Annotated in this window: 18 protein-coding genes; 4 read left to right on the forward strand and 14 right to left on the reverse strand. The window is 53.0% G+C overall.

The features are described 5' to 3' along the window. Positions 1 to 4 precede the first annotated feature (4 nt). The 12 genes from J4G78_RS05345 to J4G78_RS05400 all read right to left on the reverse strand — a co-directional run bounded on the left by J4G78_RS05345 (position 5) and on the right by J4G78_RS05400 (position 12085). Positions 5 to 2137, reverse strand: a complete 2133-nt coding sequence (locus tag J4G78_RS05345) for a heavy metal translocating P-type ATPase (protein ID WP_207989144.1) — start codon at positions 2135 to 2137, stop codon at positions 5 to 7. Beyond that, the gene (locus tag J4G78_RS05350; protein WP_207989146.1) at positions 2134 to 2610 is read right to left on the reverse strand and encodes a FixH family protein; all 477 of its coding nucleotides are present in this window, start codon (positions 2608 to 2610) and stop codon (positions 2134 to 2136) included. The genes J4G78_RS05345 and J4G78_RS05350 overlap by 4 nt, the downstream gene beginning before the upstream one ends. Beyond that, a complete protein-coding gene (gene ccoG / locus J4G78_RS05355; protein ID WP_207989148.1) occupies positions 2607 to 4064 on the reverse strand; it encodes a cytochrome c oxidase accessory protein CcoG in 1458 nt (485 codons plus the stop codon). Before ccoG ends, J4G78_RS05350 begins: the two co-directional genes overlap by 4 nt. Then, positions 4051 to 4989 (reverse strand): cytochrome-c oxidase, cbb3-type subunit III, encoded by a 939-nt coding sequence (ccoP, locus tag J4G78_RS05360; RefSeq protein ID WP_207989150.1) that lies wholly within the window; start codon positions 4987 to 4989, stop codon positions 4051 to 4053. The genes ccoG and ccoP overlap by 14 nt, the downstream gene beginning before the upstream one ends. Further along, positions 4982 to 5143, reverse strand: a complete 162-nt coding sequence (locus J4G78_RS05365; RefSeq protein ID WP_207989152.1) for a cbb3-type cytochrome c oxidase subunit 3 — start codon at positions 5141 to 5143, stop codon at positions 4982 to 4984. Before J4G78_RS05365 ends, ccoP begins: the two co-directional genes overlap by 8 nt. Continuing rightward, positions 5140 to 5874 (reverse strand): cytochrome-c oxidase, cbb3-type subunit II, encoded by a 735-nt coding sequence (ccoO, locus tag J4G78_RS05370; RefSeq protein WP_207989153.1) that lies wholly within the window; start codon positions 5872 to 5874, stop codon positions 5140 to 5142. Before ccoO ends, J4G78_RS05365 begins: the two co-directional genes overlap by 4 nt. A 12-nt stretch (positions 5875 to 5886) precedes the next feature. After that, the gene (gene ccoN / locus J4G78_RS05375; protein WP_207989154.1) at positions 5887 to 7557 is read right to left on the reverse strand and encodes a cytochrome-c oxidase, cbb3-type subunit I; all 1671 of its coding nucleotides are present in this window, start codon (positions 7555 to 7557) and stop codon (positions 5887 to 5889) included. 178 nt (positions 7558 to 7735) lie between these two features. Further along, complete coding sequence (locus J4G78_RS05380) at positions 7736 to 8455, reverse strand: Crp/Fnr family transcriptional regulator (protein WP_375140352.1); 720 nt, start codon at positions 8453 to 8455, stop codon at positions 7736 to 7738. Positions 8456 to 8571: 116 nt separating this feature from the next. Further along, positions 8572 to 9111 carry a single-stranded DNA-binding protein gene (ssb, locus tag J4G78_RS05385; RefSeq protein WP_207989155.1) on the reverse strand — a complete coding sequence of 180 codons (540 nt, stop codon included), beginning with the start codon at positions 9109 to 9111 and terminating at the stop codon, positions 8572 to 8574. Positions 9112 to 9164: 53 nt separating this feature from the next. After that, complete coding sequence (gene feoB, locus J4G78_RS05390) at positions 9165 to 11024, reverse strand: ferrous iron transporter B (protein ID WP_207989156.1); 1860 nt, start codon at positions 11022 to 11024, stop codon at positions 9165 to 9167. A gap of 3 nt (positions 11025 to 11027) precedes the next feature. Next, a complete protein-coding gene (locus J4G78_RS05395; RefSeq protein ID WP_207989157.1) occupies positions 11028 to 11294 on the reverse strand; it encodes a FeoA family protein in 267 nt (88 codons plus the stop codon). Between the two features lie 113 nt (positions 11295 to 11407). Next, positions 11408 to 12085, reverse strand: a complete 678-nt coding sequence (locus tag J4G78_RS05400) for a COQ9 family protein (protein WP_207989158.1) — start codon at positions 12083 to 12085, stop codon at positions 11408 to 11410. Between the two features lie 144 nt (positions 12086 to 12229). Here J4G78_RS05400 and J4G78_RS05405 point away from each other — a divergent pair, with 144 nt between their 5' ends. Continuing rightward, positions 12230 to 13336: an alkene reductase gene (locus tag J4G78_RS05405; protein WP_207989159.1), complete on the forward strand. Its 1107-nt coding sequence runs from the start codon at positions 12230 to 12232 to the stop codon at positions 13334 to 13336. A gap of 18 nt (positions 13337 to 13354) precedes the next feature. On the opposite strand, the gene J4G78_RS05410 is transcribed toward J4G78_RS05405, so the two are convergent. Next, entirely contained in the window at positions 13355 to 13810 is a 456-nt protein-coding gene (locus J4G78_RS05410; RefSeq protein WP_207989160.1) for a DUF1465 family protein, read from the reverse strand. A gap of 160 nt (positions 13811 to 13970) precedes the next feature. Further along, complete coding sequence (locus J4G78_RS05415) at positions 13971 to 14174, reverse strand: YdcH family protein (RefSeq protein WP_375140353.1); 204 nt, start codon at positions 14172 to 14174, stop codon at positions 13971 to 13973. A 189-nt stretch (positions 14175 to 14363) separates the two neighbouring features. On the opposite strand from J4G78_RS05415, the gene J4G78_RS05420 reads away from it, so the two are divergent. From J4G78_RS05420 to ptsP, 3 genes are all read left to right on the forward strand, one after another. After that, positions 14364 to 14522 carry a YdcH family protein gene (locus J4G78_RS05420; protein WP_207989162.1) on the forward strand — a complete coding sequence of 53 codons (159 nt, stop codon included), beginning with the start codon at positions 14364 to 14366 and terminating at the stop codon, positions 14520 to 14522. A gap of 146 nt (positions 14523 to 14668) precedes the next feature. Beyond that, entirely contained in the window at positions 14669 to 15688 is a 1020-nt protein-coding gene (locus tag J4G78_RS05425; protein ID WP_207989164.1) for an NADP-dependent oxidoreductase, read from the forward strand. A gap of 104 nt (positions 15689 to 15792) precedes the next feature. After that, positions 15793 to 18075, forward strand: a complete 2283-nt coding sequence (gene ptsP, locus J4G78_RS05430; RefSeq protein ID WP_243457234.1) for a phosphoenolpyruvate--protein phosphotransferase — start codon at positions 15793 to 15795, stop codon at positions 18073 to 18075. Positions 18076 to 18146 lie beyond the last annotated feature (71 nt).

Raw genomic sequence — 18146 nt, forward strand, 5'->3', positions numbered from 1 at the left:
TTGTTCACTTTGCTGCCCCGTTCAACCGCAAAGCATTACCGACCACGATCAATGACGAAAGCGACATGGCAACAGCAGCAATTAACGGAGTCACCATACCGGTCAGCGCTAGCGGAACCGCTAATATGTTATAGCCAATGGCTAGCGCGAAATTTTGCCGGACAATCTGCATTGTCCTCCGGGCCGTCTGGACGGCAAGTGCGACTGGCAGAAAGGAGTTGCTGGTGAAAACAGCATCGGCAGCTTGTTGCCCGACATCGCTGGCCGAGCCTGGCGCGATGGAGACATGGGCGGCAGCCAGTGCGGGACCATCATTCAACCCGTCGCCGACCATCAACACCTTTAAACCCATGGAACGAAGCCGCGAGATGGTTTGCAATTTATCCTGCGGGCTAGCCCCGGCTTGCGCTGTTAAACCGACAGCGGTTGAGACTTTCGCAACCGATGCTGCATTATCGCCCGATATGATGGTCGCAGGCAAACCAAGAGCCTTTAACCGTTTAATGGCCTCCACGACATCGGGACGAATTTCATCCTGCAATTCGATATCAACCTGCTCGTTACCAATCCTCAACTGACAGGAGAGATGGTCATCCGATTTAATCGGCTTGCCTAAAGCCACAGCGATACCGTCCCAGCGACCCGACATACCTTGGCCGGCGACTTCATTCGGATCTTCAATCTCGACCGGTGTTACGCCCTGATCCAATAGAGCCGCACGTATTCCCTTACTGACCGGATGATTGCTGGCCTGCGCCAGCGCCAGCGCCACCTGTTTTTGCGTTAGCGACAAATGGCTCACAGTAACCGGTACGGGGCGACCAAGAGTCAACGTTCCCGTCTTATCGAACAGCGCACGATCAGCTTCGGCTAGTCGCTCCAGTGCGCTACCATCCTTGATCATCACGCCATTGCGCAACAACGCGCCAGACGCTACCACCTGCGCCGCCGGAACCGCGAGCCCCAACGCGCAGGGACAAGTGATGATCAGCACCGCCACCGATATCAAAAGTGATTGATGCCATCCCACCCCAGCGAACATCCAGAATATAAAAGCCAGTAAGGCAAGACTATGTACCGCAGGCGCATAATAGCGGGCCGCCTTATCTGCCACCCGCACATAAAAAGATCTCTGTTGCCCAGCTTCGTCCATCAGCCGGGCGATGTCAGACAGGCTCGTATCTTCTCCCACCGCTGTGACACGCACTGTAACAGGACCGGTCAAGTTGAGCGTTCCGGCAAGCACTGTATCGCCCTTTGCTTTCGGCTGCGGCTCACTCTCACCGGTCATCAGCGAGAAATCGAAATTGCTCGCGCCTTTATGAATCACGCCATCGGCGGCAAGATTATCGCCCGCAGCGACCACCATCATCATGTCTGGACGCAGTTGTTTGGCGTTCACCCAGCTGGTTGGGCCATCCTGACCCAAGACCATAGCCCCTGATGCGGTCTGTTTGAGCAGAGCCGATATACCGTCTCGGGCACGATCACGCATCATCCCATCCAACACCCGTCCAGCGAGCAGAAAAAAGATCAGCATCACCACACTCTCAAAATAGGCATGCACACCGCTGGTCATGGTCTCGAAAAGACTGAGGCCAGTGGCCAGAATGATACCAACCGTAATCGGTACGTCCATGTTGGTGCGGCCATAACGCAGCGCCATGAAAGCAGAACTGAAAAACGGACGCCCCGAATAGAGGATTACCGGGATAGCGATCAGGGCGGATATCCAATGAAACAAATCACGTGTCGTTCCTATCGCCCCCGACCAGACACTGACCGACAAAAGCATGATATTCATCATGCCAAAACCGGCTACGGCAAGAGCGCGGATCAGTTTGCCTGTGTCGCCTTTTTCTTCCGCCAAGGGATTATCGGCCAATATTTGAACATCAAAGCCGAGTTGCTCAATTCTGCTTTTAATCTGGTCTTCGCGTAGTTCCGAAAGGTGCGATACCGCGACCTGTTTGGTTGAAAAATTTACCCGTGCCGAGATTATGTCATGCTCTTTGAGCAAACCGTTCTCGATTTTCGATATACATCCAGCGCAGCGGATGGCCGGCACAGCAAAACGCGACACAATATTGTCCACACTATCTGCCGTAATGGCATCGAGATGGACGGCTTGGTTCAAAGAACTTCCTGTGCCAGCGCCATTTTATTGCCGCCATGGGTAATCGCAATGCGCAGCTTCCAACGACCTTCAGGAAGACTATCCCGGCTAATATAAGAGCCTGCACCCTGTTGTACAAAATGCAGAATGATTGGATCAGCACGTCCCACCGGATGTTCCGCAACAGCTGTTATTTCGGCGTCTTCCAGCGCGCTGTCATCGGCCCGCAATACGGTCATCGCCACTTTATCTTGTATCCGTGTAACCCGCGAGGCAGTCCAGCCATGAGCTTGCTGCTTACGCGATTCTTCTAGCCATTCATTATATTTCTGGCTGGCGACATAGCTATTGTCGACCACGGTTCCCCCAAAAGTGGAGACGGCAAATCGCGCCATCACCATATTGACCGAAACGACCACCGTGAAAAACGCGACGATCATCACCGTGGCATGGAAGCCGGTAAATTTCTTCGGTTCGACAGTTTCTTGTTTCATTCGAGTATCTCCGGGCGTTCAAAAAAGACGTCATGCGTATCCTGTGCTGTCCGGTCATCTTTGGCCTGAACAGTCAGCGTGAATTCCTCTCGTGCAGGCCCATCTCCTGGGCCTGCAACAAAAAGGCGTACCCTGCCAACACTGTCAGCCGGTACCTTAACTACGACGTTTTGACCGGCGGTTTTCCGCACCCCTTCACTCGTCCATAGTACAGCTCCGGGAAGACCAGACATGGAAATCTCCATTTCGCGCGGCCGGTTCTCCATATTGCGCAAGTTGACGGTATAGGCATTGCGCACATCCCCGTCCGCCAGTTGGACGTAAAGCGGATTGCGGTCATGATTGGCGCTGATGTCGATACGGGTGCGGTTGCCGACCGCAAAGAGCATCGCCAAGCCAATCGCGCCCCATGCGGAAAAATAGAGTATTGTGCGCGGACGAAACAGGGTTTGTATGACGGGAACGTGGGACTTCCCTGCTTTTTCCAGTTCCTCGTCTTCCTCAGTCAAATAGTCGATCAACCCGCGCGGACGGCCGACCTGATCCATCACCTTGTCACAGGCATCAATACACAAGGCACAGGTTATGCAGCCGATTTGCGGCCCTTCACGAATATCAATTCCGGTCGGACAGACCGCAACGCATTGATTGCAATCAACGCAATCCCCAAAGCTGCCGGGTTGCGCCTCTGCCTTTTTCACGCTGCCGCGAGGCTCCCCACGCCAATCCTTGTAAGTCACGGTCAGTGATTTTTCGTCCATCATCGCTGCCTGTATGCGCGGCCACGGGCACATATAAATGCAAACCTGCTCGCGCATAAAACCACCAAAGATAAAGGTTGTCGCGGTCAGAACGCCCACAGTGGCATAAGCCACAAAGGCTGCTTCCCCAGTAAAAAAGTCACGCGCCAAGGTGGGCGCATCGGCGAAATAAAATATCCATGCGCCGCCGGTGGCCATCGCGACCAACAGCCAGATCGCCCATTTGCTAAGGCGCTTGGTAATTTTCTTTAGGCCCCATGGCGCATCCTGCAAGCGGAATTGAGCGTTGCGGTCGCCATCAATCGCTCGCTCGATATGCTGAAATAAATCGGTCCATACCGTTTGCGGACAGGAATATCCGCACCATGCCCGGCCAACCGCTGAAGTCACCAGAAACAGACCGATACCAGCCATCACCAGCATTCCCGCCACATAGTAAAATTCATGCGGCCAGATTTCGATGCCGAACATGTAAAAGCGCCGGTTTGCAAGATCGACCAGCACCGCCTGATTCGGCGCATAAGGGCCACGGTCCCAGCGGATCCATGGCGTGATATAATAAATGCCGAGCGTCACCGCCATGATCAGCCATTTCAGCCGCCGGAAGGTGCCGTCTACCGCCTTGGGGTAAACACCCTTCCGTTTTTCATACAGCTGCAGTTGGGGATCAAGAATTTCCTTAGGATTGCTCATCTACGGGAGTCTCCGTCTCAATCTCTGTTGCGGCCTCTTCTACCACGGGTGCAGCTTCGCCGCCGCCTAGTGAATGCACGTAGGCGGTTAGCATCCTGATCGTCGCAGGATCCAGCCGCTGCCCCCAGCGCGGCATTACGCCATAGCGGCTGTTCGTGATCGTTTCTGTAAGCGAAGCACGATCAAGACCATAAAGGCTGATGGCGTCGGTCAGATTGGGCGCGCCCTGAAATCGGTCGCCTTTGGCATCATTGCCATGGCATATCGTGCAATTTACTTCGAACAAAGCCGCACCGCGGGTTGCCGAAGCGCTGGGTTTTTCACGATTGCTAAGCACCCGGACATGGGAAACCAAGTCCTGAATTTCATTAGGCTGCAATATCCCGTCGCGGCCAAAGGCTGGCATCTGTGAAAAACGCGTCTCGTCATGATCAGGATTACGGATCCCATGGATCAACGTGTATTCGATCGCTTCCATATCCCCACCCCATAGCCACTCGTCGTCATTCAAGTTCGGATAGCCTTTGGAGCCTGCAGCGCCAGCGCCATGACACTGTACGCAATGGACCTTGAACGCCGAACGCCCGCCCTGAATCGCTTCGTTAAGCAAAGCGGAATTTTTTGGCAAATCGTGGATATCGGTTGAGACGAGAGCCTGCCGAATTGGTTCCAACTCCACTTCTCGTGCCGCCACAGCCTTTTCATAGTCACCGCGGCTGGACCAACCCAAAACGCCTTCGGTGGCGCTGTTCAGCATCGGCCAAGCCGGGTAAAGCACGACATAAACAAGCGCCCAGATGATAGTTGCATAAAGTGTCCAAAGCCACCAGCGCGGCATTGGCGTATCGAGCTCCTCGATGCCATCCCATTCATGGCCGACCGTTTTGGTGCCGGTAGGTTCGTCAACTCTTTGGTTATCAACCATCATCATGGTCCTCTTCAAAGATCATATGCGCTGCTTTATCATGTTTGCGGCCTGATCCGGGCCGGAAGGTCCAGCCAATCAACGTCAGAAATATCATGCCCAGAAAAACTAGCCCCCAGCTATCCGCAAAATGCCTCAGGTCTTCATAATTCATCGCGGTTGCTCCAGGGGCTCTGCCGCTTCAAAGTCTACTAATGTGCCAATCATTTGGAGGTACGCGACCAGTGCATCCATTTCTGTCAACCGGTCGGGATCGCCGTCAAAATCCCGTACCTGCGCTTTGGGATAGCGTTCTTCCAGATCGGCAGTCGACGCCATGGGGTCCGCTTGCACTATTAGATCTTCATTGGCCGCAGCAATTGCTTCCTCTGTGTAAGGCACGCCGATTCGTCGCTGAGCTCTGAGATGTTTCACCATATCGCCAGCTTTCAGGTCCTTTTCGGCGAGAAACGCATAAGGCGGCATGATCGATTCCGGCACCACCGAGCGCGGGTCAATCAGATGCTGGACATGCCATTCGTCCGAATAGCGCCCGCCAACCCGAGCCAGATCGGGACCGGTTCTCTTCGATCCCCATTGGAACGGATGATCGTACATGCTTTCCGCCGCCAGGCTGTAATGGCCATAGCGCTCCACTTCATCCCGGAAAGGCCGCACCATCTGGCTGTGACAGCTGTAGCAACCTTCGCGGATGTAGATGTTGCGCCCAGCGAGTTCGAGCGGCGTATAGGGCCGCATACCTTCTACTTTTTCAATCGTGTTATCGATCCAGAATAGGGGTGCAATTTCTACAATTCCGCCAATTGCCACGGTCACGAAAGCCGCGAGACCAAGCAAGGTGACATTGCGTTCAAGTTTCTTATGTTTCTCGGCAAAACCGGACATAATATTGTCTCCTTATTCTGCTGGCGCGATTGCAGGTTTCCCTACAATTGGCTTGTCGAGTTCCTCATTATGAGGCGTTTCGGTCATGGGTTTTTCGTCGCGCTGTTTACCCGCAATGGTCATCCAGACATTGTAAACCAGCACGATGGCACCAGCGAGATACAGCAAACCGCCCGTTGCCCGGATCAGGTACATGGGTAGCATCGCCGAGACGACTTCCGAGAAAGCGTAGACCAGATAACCATCGTCACCATATTCGCGCCACATCAGGCCCTGCATGATACCGGCAACCCACATCGACGCGGCGTAAAGAACGATGCCGAGCGTCGCGAGCCAGAAGTGCCAGTTCACCATCCGCAGCGAATAAAGCCGTTCTTTGCCCCACAGACGCGGAACAAGATAATAAAGGCAAGCAAAGGTGATCATGCCGTTCCAACCGAGCGCGCCGCTATGCACATGACCAATCGTCCAGTCGGTATAATGCGACAAGCTATTGACCGCCTTGACCGACATCATCGGCCCTTCAAAGGTGCTCATCCCATAAAAGGCGAGCGCCAGAACCATCATCCGGATGATCGGATCGGTGCGGATTTTATCCCACGCCCCGTTCAGCGTCATCAGGCCGTTGATCATGCCGCCCCAGCTTGGCATCCACAGCACGACCGAGAACACCATGCCCAGAGTCTGCGCCCAGTCGGGTAGCGCGGTGTAGTGCAGATGGTGCGGCCCTGCCCAGATGTAGAGGAAGATCAAAGACCAGAAGTGAATGATCGACAGGCGGTAGCTGTAAACCGGCCGTTCTGCCTGTTTTGGCACAAAATAATACATCATCGCAAGGAAGCCGGCGGTCAGGAAGAATCCAACTGCATTATGACCGTACCACCACTGCGTCAGCGCATCTTGCACCCCGGCAAAGGCCGCATAGCTTTTGGAACCGAGCAAGCTAACCGGCATCGACAAACCATTGACGATATGCAGCATCGCAATCGTCAGAATGAAAGAAAGATAGAACCAGTTCGCCACATAAATGTGCGGTTCCGACCGGCGCACGATCGTTCCGATGAACACCGCTGCATAACAAACCCATACAATGGTCAGCCACAAATCGACATACCATTCCGGTTCGGCATATTCTTTGGATTGGGTTACACCCATGAGATAGCCAGTGGCGGCCAGTACGATGAACAGCTGATACCCCCAGAAAACGAAACGGGCGAGACCGGGGAAGGCCAACCTCGCCCTGCACGTGCGCTGCACGACATAATAACTCGTCGCGATCAGTGCATTGCCTCCGAAAGCAAAAACAACAGCAGAGGTGTGAAGTGGCCGCAAACGACCGAATGTTGTAAATTCATTGTTGAGATTGAGCACCGGAAACGCGAGTTGCAGGGCAATGATCAAACCAACAGTGAGACCGGCTATACCCCAGAAAATCGTCGCAATCACACCCCAGCGGATTGGGTCATCATCATAGACACCCAAATCGGCAGGCGCTTTCAATATCCCGCGCCCAATGGCAGCATAGTCGGCTTTATTGATCGTAACCCAAAGGGTGATCCCGGCCGCCAAAGCGATAATTGCCATATGCACGGCAAAGCCGGCATCTGCTGCCAAGACCATTGCCATAAATGCAAGAAATACGATAGCCAACCAGCCGCCAGCCTTCAGTAAGAGCGTGTCCATAATGTCCTTCCCAGTGTCAACAGTGCAAAAACTGTCTTCAACGAGACGGGCATGGCAGGCCGATGATTCAACCTCATTGATTTAGATCAACAGGCCTTGTCTCTTCGACTATGAAATGGAAATTCTATTGCCGTGCGGTGGATTATCCGGTCAAAGACCGTTTTAGTGCACGGCTCGTTTAATGAACGGAGAGCGCCCCGGCGTCTGCGATATTACGCAGACGATCGGCATCAAGAATTTGGACATTGCGATGATCTGGCAGTGCGATGATATCGTTCTTTTTCAATTGGGTCATTTGGCGGCTGACTGTTTCAATTGTCAGGCCCAATATATCGGCCACTTGCTGCCGTCCGAACGGCAAGGCAAAAAGTTTCAGATTGCCGCCAACGACGCTGCAGCTAGCATCAGCCAGCCGCTCAGACATTTCCAATAGGAACGAGGCAACCCGCTCAGCCGCAGTTTTTCGGCCGAGTAGCAGCATTGAGCGCCGAACGCGGTCCAATTCGATTAATGTGCGCCGTAATAATTTATGTTCAAGGTCAGGATGTTCACGAACAAACTGATCAAAATCAGAGCGTGAAAAAACGCAGACTTTGGAATCCGCAAGAGCCGTCACCGAATATTCATTTTTATCACCAAAAGGGCGACCAACAAAGTCCGAGGGATATAACAAACCGATAATCTGTTCACGCCCGTCTTCCAAGGACGAGGTTAGCTTGAATGCGCCTTCGACAACATTGGCCACGATCAGGCTATCATCCCCTTCCCAGATCAAAGCCTGCCCAGCCTTGATGGAAACCTTACGGGAAAGACGATTGATAGCGACCAATTCATCTGGATCCAAAGCAGCACAAATGGATTTGTTCCGGACTACACATTGATCGCAATTGTTCATCATAGATCAGTAAACCTCGTCGAATGTTCGAGCATTTGCCCGGCCTGTTCCCCGATTGTTTTGACCGATATTGTCAAGCATTTCGCCGCCCCCACCGGTGCGAAATGACTTCCTAATTTTTAAAAGGGTACGTCATCATCGAGATCACTGTCAAATGCACCGCCGCCCTGGCCGCCAGATGAACCACCGCCCGATGACCCGCCGCCGGTACTGCCCCAGCCATCATTGGAACCGCCGCCAGAGCCGCCGCCCGAACCGCCGCCGCTCCAACCGTCATTGCTGCCCTGACCACCCATGCCTCCACCCTGACGAGAATCGAGCATTTCCAGTTTGCCGTCAAAGCCTTGCAAAACAATTTCGGTCGAATAGCGGTCATTGCCAGATTGGTCCTGCCATTTACGGGTCTGCAGCTTGCCTTCAATATAGACCTTGCTGCCCTTGCGCAGATATTTCTCAGCAACACCAGCAAGACCTTCGGAGAAGATCGCAACGCTATGCCACTCGGTCTTTTCCTTGCGTTCACCGGTATTGCGGTCTTTCCAGCTTTCCGACGTGGCGATGCGTAGATTGCAAACTTTACCGCCATTGTTAAACGTACGCACTTCGGGGTCGGCACCCAGATTTCCTACGATAATTACTTTATTGATGCCGCCAGCCATTTGCATTTTCCCCTTGGAATATCTTTGATGTTTTTCGAGTCTCTGGAGGCTCTTTACAGGCCGAGTGCAACCGCCGTCCAGTAGGTAATCCCGGCCGCGACATAAGCCAGTGCGAAAAGGTAGCCGAGCATGAACATCGGCCATTTCCAGCCATTGGTTTCGCGGCGGGTCACCGCAATGGTCGAGATACATTGCGGTGCAAAGACAAACCAGGCGAGAAAAGCCAGTGCGGTTGGCAATGACCAACGGCTTTGCAGGCGTTCGGTCAGTGATTTCGCTTCGGCCTCTTCATCAGGTGCATCAATCGCATAGGTTGTCGCCAAGGCCGCCACGGCCACTTCACGCGCAGCCATGGCAGGGATCAACGCGAGTGCGATATCTCGGTTAAAGCCTATCGGCGCAACCACCGGTTCGATAACGTTAGCAATCCGGCCTGCGGCGGAATAATCCACCTGGCTGACCGGACTATCGATAGGAACTTTGGGATAGGTCAGCATCAACCAAAGTACCACCGTTGCTGCAAAGATAATCGTACCAGCGCGGCGCAAGAAAATCCAGGCGCGCTGCCACAGACCCAACAGGATATCGCGGATACGTGGCAATTGATATTTCGGCATTTCCATCAAAAAGCCGCTATTGGGCCCCTTGGCAACAGTACTACGCAATATAAGCGCGACCAGCATCGCACCGACAATGCCGAATATATAGAGCCCGAACAGCACCAAGCCCTGAAGCCCGACGCCGCCACCGACATCGCGGGCTGGAATAAAGGCACCAATAATAATCGCATAAACCGGCAATCGGGCGGCACAGGTCATCAGCGGCGCGACCAATATGGTGGTGAGCCGGTCTTTCGGGTCGGCAATACTGCGTGTCGCCATGATACCAGGAATAGCGCAGGCGAAGGAAGAGAGCAGCGGAATGAAGCTGCGACCGGACAGGCCTACGCTGGCCATCAGCCGGTCCATGATAAAGGCGGCGCGGGTCATATAACCGCTTGCCTCCAAGAGCAGAATGAACAGGAACAGGATTAAAATTTGCGGCAGGAACACGACTACCGATCCGACACCACCAATAGCGCCTTCAATGATGAAATCGCGCAAGAAGCCTTCACCGAGACTGGCTTCTACACCAGCCGCAGCCCATTCGGTTGCACCCTCAATCCAGCCGATGGGGGCTTCCGACCAAGCGAAGACCGCCTGAAACATCACAAACATAATCGCCAAAAGGATGATCGGGCCCGCAATCGGATGCAAAAACATGGCATCAGCGTGCTCCGACCAGCGGCGCCCGGCGGTTTCCGAAACTACAGTCAGATTGGCAATTTTCTTCGCCTGTTTGCGCAGCCCATGATCGCCTTCATTGGAAACCGCGGTATCTTGCTTATCGGTTTTATGACCCAGTCGCTTCTCTATCGCTGCAGACAAATCCTCAAGCCCGCGTCGGCGCACGGCCACCGTGGGTACAACCGGCACACCCAATTCTACTTCTAACTTGGCCGGGTCCAGTGTCAAACCATCCCGTTCGGCCAAATCCATCATGTTGAGTGCAATCACAACCGGAAGGCCCAGCGCTATAACCTCCAGAGCAAAGCGCAGATGATTATCGAGATTGGCAGCATCGAGCACAACGATAATTGCATCGGGTTTCCGTTCTCCTTCTTGCAAACCCATTATCACGCTGCGCGTGACGGCCTCGTCCGGACTGGTCGGATCAAGGCTGTAGCTGCCCGGCAAATCGACCAGTTCCGCAGGTCGCCCGTTGGGCATTTGAAAGTGACCGGATTTACGTTCAACAGTCACGCCGGGATAATTTGCAATTTTCTGACGCGCGCCAGTTAGCGCATTGAACAGTGCGCTTTTGCCAGCATTGGGGTTGCCCGCCAGGACAATAAGGGGGGCTGCTTCACTCATGATCTAAGCTGGAATGACCACCGATATGGCCGATGCGTGCGATTTGCGAACCGCAATCATCATGCGCCCAACTTTCAGAGCGATAGGGTCGTTGAAACCGAACATGCCTTTGTGGAGTTTCTCCACCGAAACGCCTTCATCAAGACCCAGGGCTCGCAGCCGTGCGCCTTCATTTTCTGACATGGATTCCCAATCAATGGCCGAAATTTCGGCGCGCTGGCGCATGGAAAGGCGATCCAGCGTAACCGCTAATGTAACCGGTGCGTTCATAGATAACTCAATAAATCTCAGTTGCGACTGATTATCAATATTGATTGGTTCTGGCGAGTCTTTTGTTTATACGCCTCACATATTCTATTGAAAAGCCAAGCAGAAATCTATGATCACGCCCCGCGATAGCGCAATCGCCCAATGAAACGGGCCATGCTGAACCGGTCTCGTCCAGGCTGCGTGATCTTTGCTTTCACTTTCTCAAACTGCATGACATTCTCTATCCGACGGTCGAGAAAAGCCCTGGTATCGGCATATTCTTCGCTCTCGTCATCCAGAAAAACGCTGATTGTGCTCCCGTAAACAGCGGATAGCAAAGTACGCTTTGTGTAATGATTATAGTCGGTCGCTGTATCGCCCGCGAGCCGCCACATTTTATCTGCTGCGCGCCAGCCGAGTTTAGCCGCTGTCCTAAGATTTGGCGGTGCCGCCAATATGGCTAAGGCACGGCGTAATCCTTCGCGGTCTGCCTCCAATGCCTCCAGCCGAGCGACCACTAGTGCGGTAATCCGTTCACGGATTTTCATCGCACCCAATTCTTCTTCGGAAAATTTATCCGCCATCGCTTCATCGATCGACTGAAACCAGGCATCGATCATATCGACCGGACCTTTGTTAAACGCCAATCGCGCCATATCTGCGTCAACGTCAGTTTGTTGTGCAGCAGCTGCAACGGCTTCTTCATTCCAACCATCAAAAGCCGCCTGTGATGCCAAAAGCGGAGCAAGATAAGCACGAACTTCATCCAGCGTTGGATCGTCTCTTAGCGGTTCGAGAGTTTTAGCGTACATGTCCTGATGTTCCTTTGGCTGTTCGGGCGATCAATAAATCAGATATAGGCTGAAAGAAAAGATTTTCAAAGCACTGCATTGCAAAGCGCCACTGGTCTGACTAGCTATTCATCAAGCAGTTAAAAATAGCGAGAGAACAGATATATGAGCACATTATTTGATCCTATCATCCTTGGCGCCATCGAAGCCCCTAACCGGATGCTGATGGCCCCGCTGACCCGGTGCCGCTCGACGATGGAACATGTGCCGACCCCGATCATGGGCGAATATTATGCGCAGCGCGCTGGTGCTGGCCTTATCATTTCCGAAGCTACCGGTATCAGCCAACAGGGCATGGGCACACCGTTTGCGCCGGGCATCTGGAATGACGAGCAGACCGAAGCCTGGAAGCCGATTATTGAGCGAGTCCATGCCGCCGGGGGGCGGATTATCTGTCAGCTCTGGCATATGGGCAGGATTGTGCACCCCGATTTCCTCGGTGGTGACAAACCTGTTTCATCTTCCGCCACAACCGCTCCGGGTAGCGTCCGCACCTATCAGGGCAAACGCGATTATGTCGAAGCCCGTCCTTTGGGACTGGATGAAATTCCGACCTTGCTCGACGATTACACAAATGCTGCGGAGAATGCGAAAAAAGCAGGCTTTGATGGCGTGCAGTTGCACAGCGCCAATGGCTATCTGATCGACCAATTCATTCGTTCCGGCACCAATTTCCGGACTGATGAATATGGCGGTTCAATCGAAAACCGCATCCGTCTGCTCGGTGAAGTCACCCAACGGCTGGTAGACGTCTGGGGCAGCGATCGCGTATCCGTGCGGCTCTCGCCCAATGGCGACTCGCAAGGTGCGGATGACGCGACCCCGGTGGAAACTTTTACCGCAGCGGCGAAATTGCTCGACAGCATCGGCATCGCGTTTCTCGAACTGCGGGAACCACCTGCGCATGGTACCTACGGGAATACCGACGTGCCGGCGGTCAGCCCGGACATTCGCCCGGTATTCAGCAAGCCCTTGGTGCTCAACAGCGACTATTTTTATGATAATGCGACAGAGGCTCTGGCCGAGGATAAAGCCGACGCGATCAGCTTTGGCCGGACATTCATGACCAATCCCGACTTGCCGGAGCGTTTCCGCGCAGGCGCAGAGCTCAACCCGATCGACTTCACGCCATCGTGGTATAGTCAGGGCGCAGAAGGCTATGTGGATTATCCCACCATGGATCAGGCTGCACAGACCAAAGCAACGGCCTGAACCAAACGCCTGATACGATCAAAATGAACTTTGCAGCCGCCGGAACATGTCATGTACGGGTGGCTCTGAGGCTTCCTGATATTCCAGGCGCATGGACAGACGTTGCAGGCGCTGAAATAGCTCTTCACTAGCATTGATAATCTGCTGCGCTTCTGCCGGAAAAAGCTCTACCACTGGGCCATCACTCGCCGCAGCGTAGCCTAGCTCGCGGTTATGATTCCAGGCTTCACCATCCGTCAGGTCATCACCATGCAATGATTTCTGGTTCAACAACCATGCGATACAATGCATCAGCCGCGTCGTGACTTTTAAAGATTCACAGGAAAAAGCCACTGGCAGCGTTTCATCTTCAACACATTCGTCATTGAATCGCCCCGACTCGAAATAGGATCTTGCCTCGTCCGCAAGCACCATCGACTCCGTGTAAAGCGCATCCAGTAATTTGGGCGTCATCAATGCTTCGCTGTTAGCCATCTCACTGGCCTAGCAAATTTTTTATGATCAGGGACAGTTAAATTTTACAACGCATAGGGTTAATGGCGGGCCTGTTTCAATGTGATACGCCCCTGCTAAGCACGTTAATTGGTGGATAGAAACGGTTAACGGGACCGAACCGCGCCGAATGACAAGGCTGTTATGCAATAATATCAGGTATCAATTGATTTTCGATCACAATGATCCGGTCCCGAAGCTGCAATTTGCGTTTTTTCAAACGCGCGGCGCGCAGCTGATCATGACCACCCGATTCCATCAATGCCGCGATGGCATCATCTAGATCACGATGCTCGATTCTCAGCAGTTCGAGCCGCTGCCGCAACTCCTGATCGCTTATCGCCATAATGGATCCATTCGCCCCTTGCATCGCTGCAACATTTTTGTAATCTTCACTTTATTCATGGTTCATGTCGAAACCAAGACATTTATATCATGGAGATCGTCGGCCGCTTAATCATAAGTGCGCGATATAGAGAAAGGGACACCCGCAACCACTTTCCATCAGCAACCATATAATAATCAGGAGAATATTATGGATCAGAATCATGCGTCAGCCCTGCGAGGAAAGCACGAAGCCCTCGATCGCAAGATCAGCGAAGAAGAGGCCCGCCCGGTTCCAGATACGATTCGAATCCATGACCTGAAAAAACAAAAGCTGCGATTGAAAGACGAATTGCTGGCAGAAGCCTGATCGTTTGCTGATTTAGCTATAAATTGAGTCCTATCCATGGGATCGGATTTATGACACCCGCAAACCACGCTAAATCATTCGAGTCATTGACTTACTCTCTGCTTTCCCCAAGGATTTGAGGAATAGAGATTGAGAGGACCGTCCCGATGACCACAAACCAGATTTGGTATTTACGCAAACGCCCTGTCGGCAAACTAGCCGACGGCGATCTTGAGCTTGTCACCGAAGAAATGGCTCCATTGGGCCCCGACATGATACGAGTGCGGACCATCTATCTGTCCCTCGATCCCACCAATCGGATATGGATGAGCGATATGGACGGCTATCTGCCGCCGGTGCCTATTGATAACCCGATGCGGGGCGGTGGTATCGGTATTGTTGAAGAAAGCAATTTTGATGATGTGCCCGTCGGCACGCTGATCAACACCGGCCTCTCCACTTGGGCGATGTATAATGACATTCCCGGCGGCATGGCGAGTGTGTTGCCGTCCATTCCAGGCGTTCCGCTAACCGCTTATATGGGGCCATTGGGTGCCACCGGCATGACAGCCTATTTTGGGTTGATGGATATCGGAAAGCCAAAAGAAGGAGATACTTTGGTTGTTTCAGCGGCAGCCGGGGCCGTCGGGTCCATGGTCGGACAGATCGGCAAGATCCATGGATGCCATGTTGTTGGTATTGCCGGTTCAGACGACAAATGCAAATGGCTCACCGAAGAAGCGGGCTTCGACGCAGCGATAAATTACAAAACTGAAGATGTGGGTGCCGCGCTCGATAAGCGTTGTCCCAACGGAATTGATATTAATTTTGAAAGTGTAGGCGGCGAAATTATGGATGTCGTGATAGCGCGGCTAAATGACTTTTCACGCATGCCGCTATGCGGTTTGATATCCACCTATAATGACACTGACGGATCACCTGGTCCGACAAATTTTGCTAACCTGCTGATGCGGCGGACTACGCTGCGCGGTTTTATTATCCTCGACTATTTTGATCGTTTTCCAGAAGGCGCCCAAGCCATGGCGGGATGGCTGATGGAAGGACGCATCAAATTTGAAACCGATGTGGTTCAGGGAATTGAAAATGCGCCAGCCTCGCTCGAACGCTTGTTTACGGGTGCCAATTTGGGCAAGCTTGCTGTGCAATTCGGTCCGGAACCAGACTAAACCACTTTAATTATCTAGCACAAGTCGCAGGGCGATATGTATTTTCTGGCTTTGGGCCTGTTTTGCATATCGCGCCTGCGAACGGTTTCTGCTAGACCATCCTCATGGCCACCAAACATACTCTCAGTCCTGTAACAGCCCGTAACATTTTAACCGGACTGCGATCCATCATGGCCTCCGCGGGCAATGCCCAGACAAAACTCAATCATGTTGTAGAAACTATTGCCGAAGCGGTTAGTAGCGAGGTTTGCTCGATATATTTACGGCGCGAGGGTGTGCTGGAACTATATGCCACACGCGGCCTCAATCAAGAGGCAGTCCACGTGACTAAATTGGCTTTTGGCGAAGGATTAACCGGCTACATCGCCAAAAATGTCGAAACACTAAACCTCGACGAAGCAGCCAGCCATCCGGATTTCCAATACCGCCCTGAAACCGGGGAAGAAAAATTCCATAGTTTTGCTGGCGTACCCATCATTCGTAACCAGCAAGCGGTAGGCGTATTGTGCGCACAACATATAGAACCGCGCAAATATTCCGAGGAGGAGATTGAATCTTTTCAGACAGCCGCCATGGTCCTTTCTGAGCTGATTTCCAATGCGGAATTGATCGATGTGGAGTCGGTGGATACCACCGAAGCCCGCAATAACGGTGCTGATCGGCTGAGCGGATTGCAGCTTGTTAAAGGAAAAGCGAGCGGTTTTGCGGTTTTCCACCAACCGCGCGTGAAAATTGAACATACCGTCGCAGAGGATACTGAAGCGGAACGCCACCGCGTTTATTCCGCCTTTGACAAGATGCGCGACCAGATAGACCAGATGACCAATCAAGCTGAATTTGGCGTCGGCGGAGAGCATGAAGAAGTCCTGCAAACTTACAAGATGTTTGCTTATGATGAAGGCTGGAGTCGCCGGATCAACGAAGCGATTGACAGTGGCCTGACCGCCGAGGCGGCCATTGAACGTGTGCAGCAACATACCCGTATGCGGATGCGTCAGATTGATGATCCATTGCTCGCTGAGCGGATGCATGATTTGGAAGATCTCGCGAACCGGCTCTTGCGTATTGTGTCCGGTCAGATGGGTACAGCAGCAACCATGGGCCTGCGTCAGGATACGATTTTGGTAGCGCGCAATCTCGGTCCGGCGGAATTACTGGAATATGATCGCAGGCGTCTGAAGGGCGTGGTGTTGGAAGAAGGGTCGCTGACCGCGCATGTAACGATCATTGCACGCGCCATGGACATCCCAATATTGGGGCAGGTAAAAAATGTCCGTCAGATAGTGCGTGAAAACGACCATTTGCTGCTCAACGTTGACGACAATGCGCTTTTTGTTCGTCCCAGTCCGTCGATGGAAGATGCGTTTGAGACGCAGATCGAACTCACCCAGAAAAAACGGGCTGCTTATACCGAACTGAAAGACAAAGAACCGGTTACTAAAGATGGCACGCGGATCACATTGAACATCAATGCCGGCTTACGCGACGACATGGGGATGCTGAATTTAACTGGCGCTGATGGCATTGGACTGTTCCGCACGGAGTTCCAGTTTCTGGTCGCCGCCAAGATGCCCGGTCGCTCAGGACAATTGCGCTTCTACCGCGATGTCTTGGATGCCGCTGGCGATAAACCAGTTATTTTTCGTACCGTCGATATTGGTGGTGATAAACCCCTGCCCTATTTTCAGGCTAGCGAAGTGAAGGAAGAAAACCCTGCCATGGGCTGGCGCGCATTGCGCATCGGCCTCGAGCGCGATGCTCTCATGAAAGTACAGGCCCGCTCGTTAATTGAAGCTGCGGCCGGGCGAAAGTTGAACGTCATGTTCCCGATGATCGCTGAACCGTGGGAGTTCGATGAAGCAAAAGCGGTGTTCGAGAAACAGCTGGAATTTCTGCGTAGCCGCAAAAAGCAAGTGCCGCTTTCTATCCGATATGGCGCGATGCTCGAAGTCCCAGCCTTAGCGGAATGCCTGGATCAAATGGCCTCTCGGCTCGACTTTCTATCCATTGGTACCAATGATCTTACTCAGTTTCTGTTTGCTGCCGACCGTAGCAATCCGAAATTGGCTGAACGATTTGATTGGCTCAGCCCCGCAATATTGCGCTTCATTGGCCGGGTTTCCCGGCAGGCCGATGATTTGGGCATTGAGCTGAGTGTATGCGGTGAAATGGGCGGACGGCCATTGGATGCGTTGGCGCTATTGGGACTTGGCATCAAGCGCTTGTCTATTACACCAGCATCTGTTGGCCCGATCAAGGCCATGGTTCGCTCACTCGATTTGACCGCCGTAAAAAACCACCTTCAAACTCTTTTGTCGGACCCGCCGAGTGATCCCCGAACGGCGCTACGGCAATGGGCGAAGCAGCAGCATATCGATCTCGATTGATAGAGGATCTGTAACAAGTTGTATCGGTACTTCCCGGGCCGCGCGATTATCATTGGTTCATCGCAGAAGCA

This window comes from Parasphingorhabdus cellanae, from assembly GCF_017498565.1.
GTDB lineage: Bacteria > Pseudomonadota > Alphaproteobacteria > Sphingomonadales > Sphingomonadaceae > Parasphingorhabdus > Parasphingorhabdus cellanae.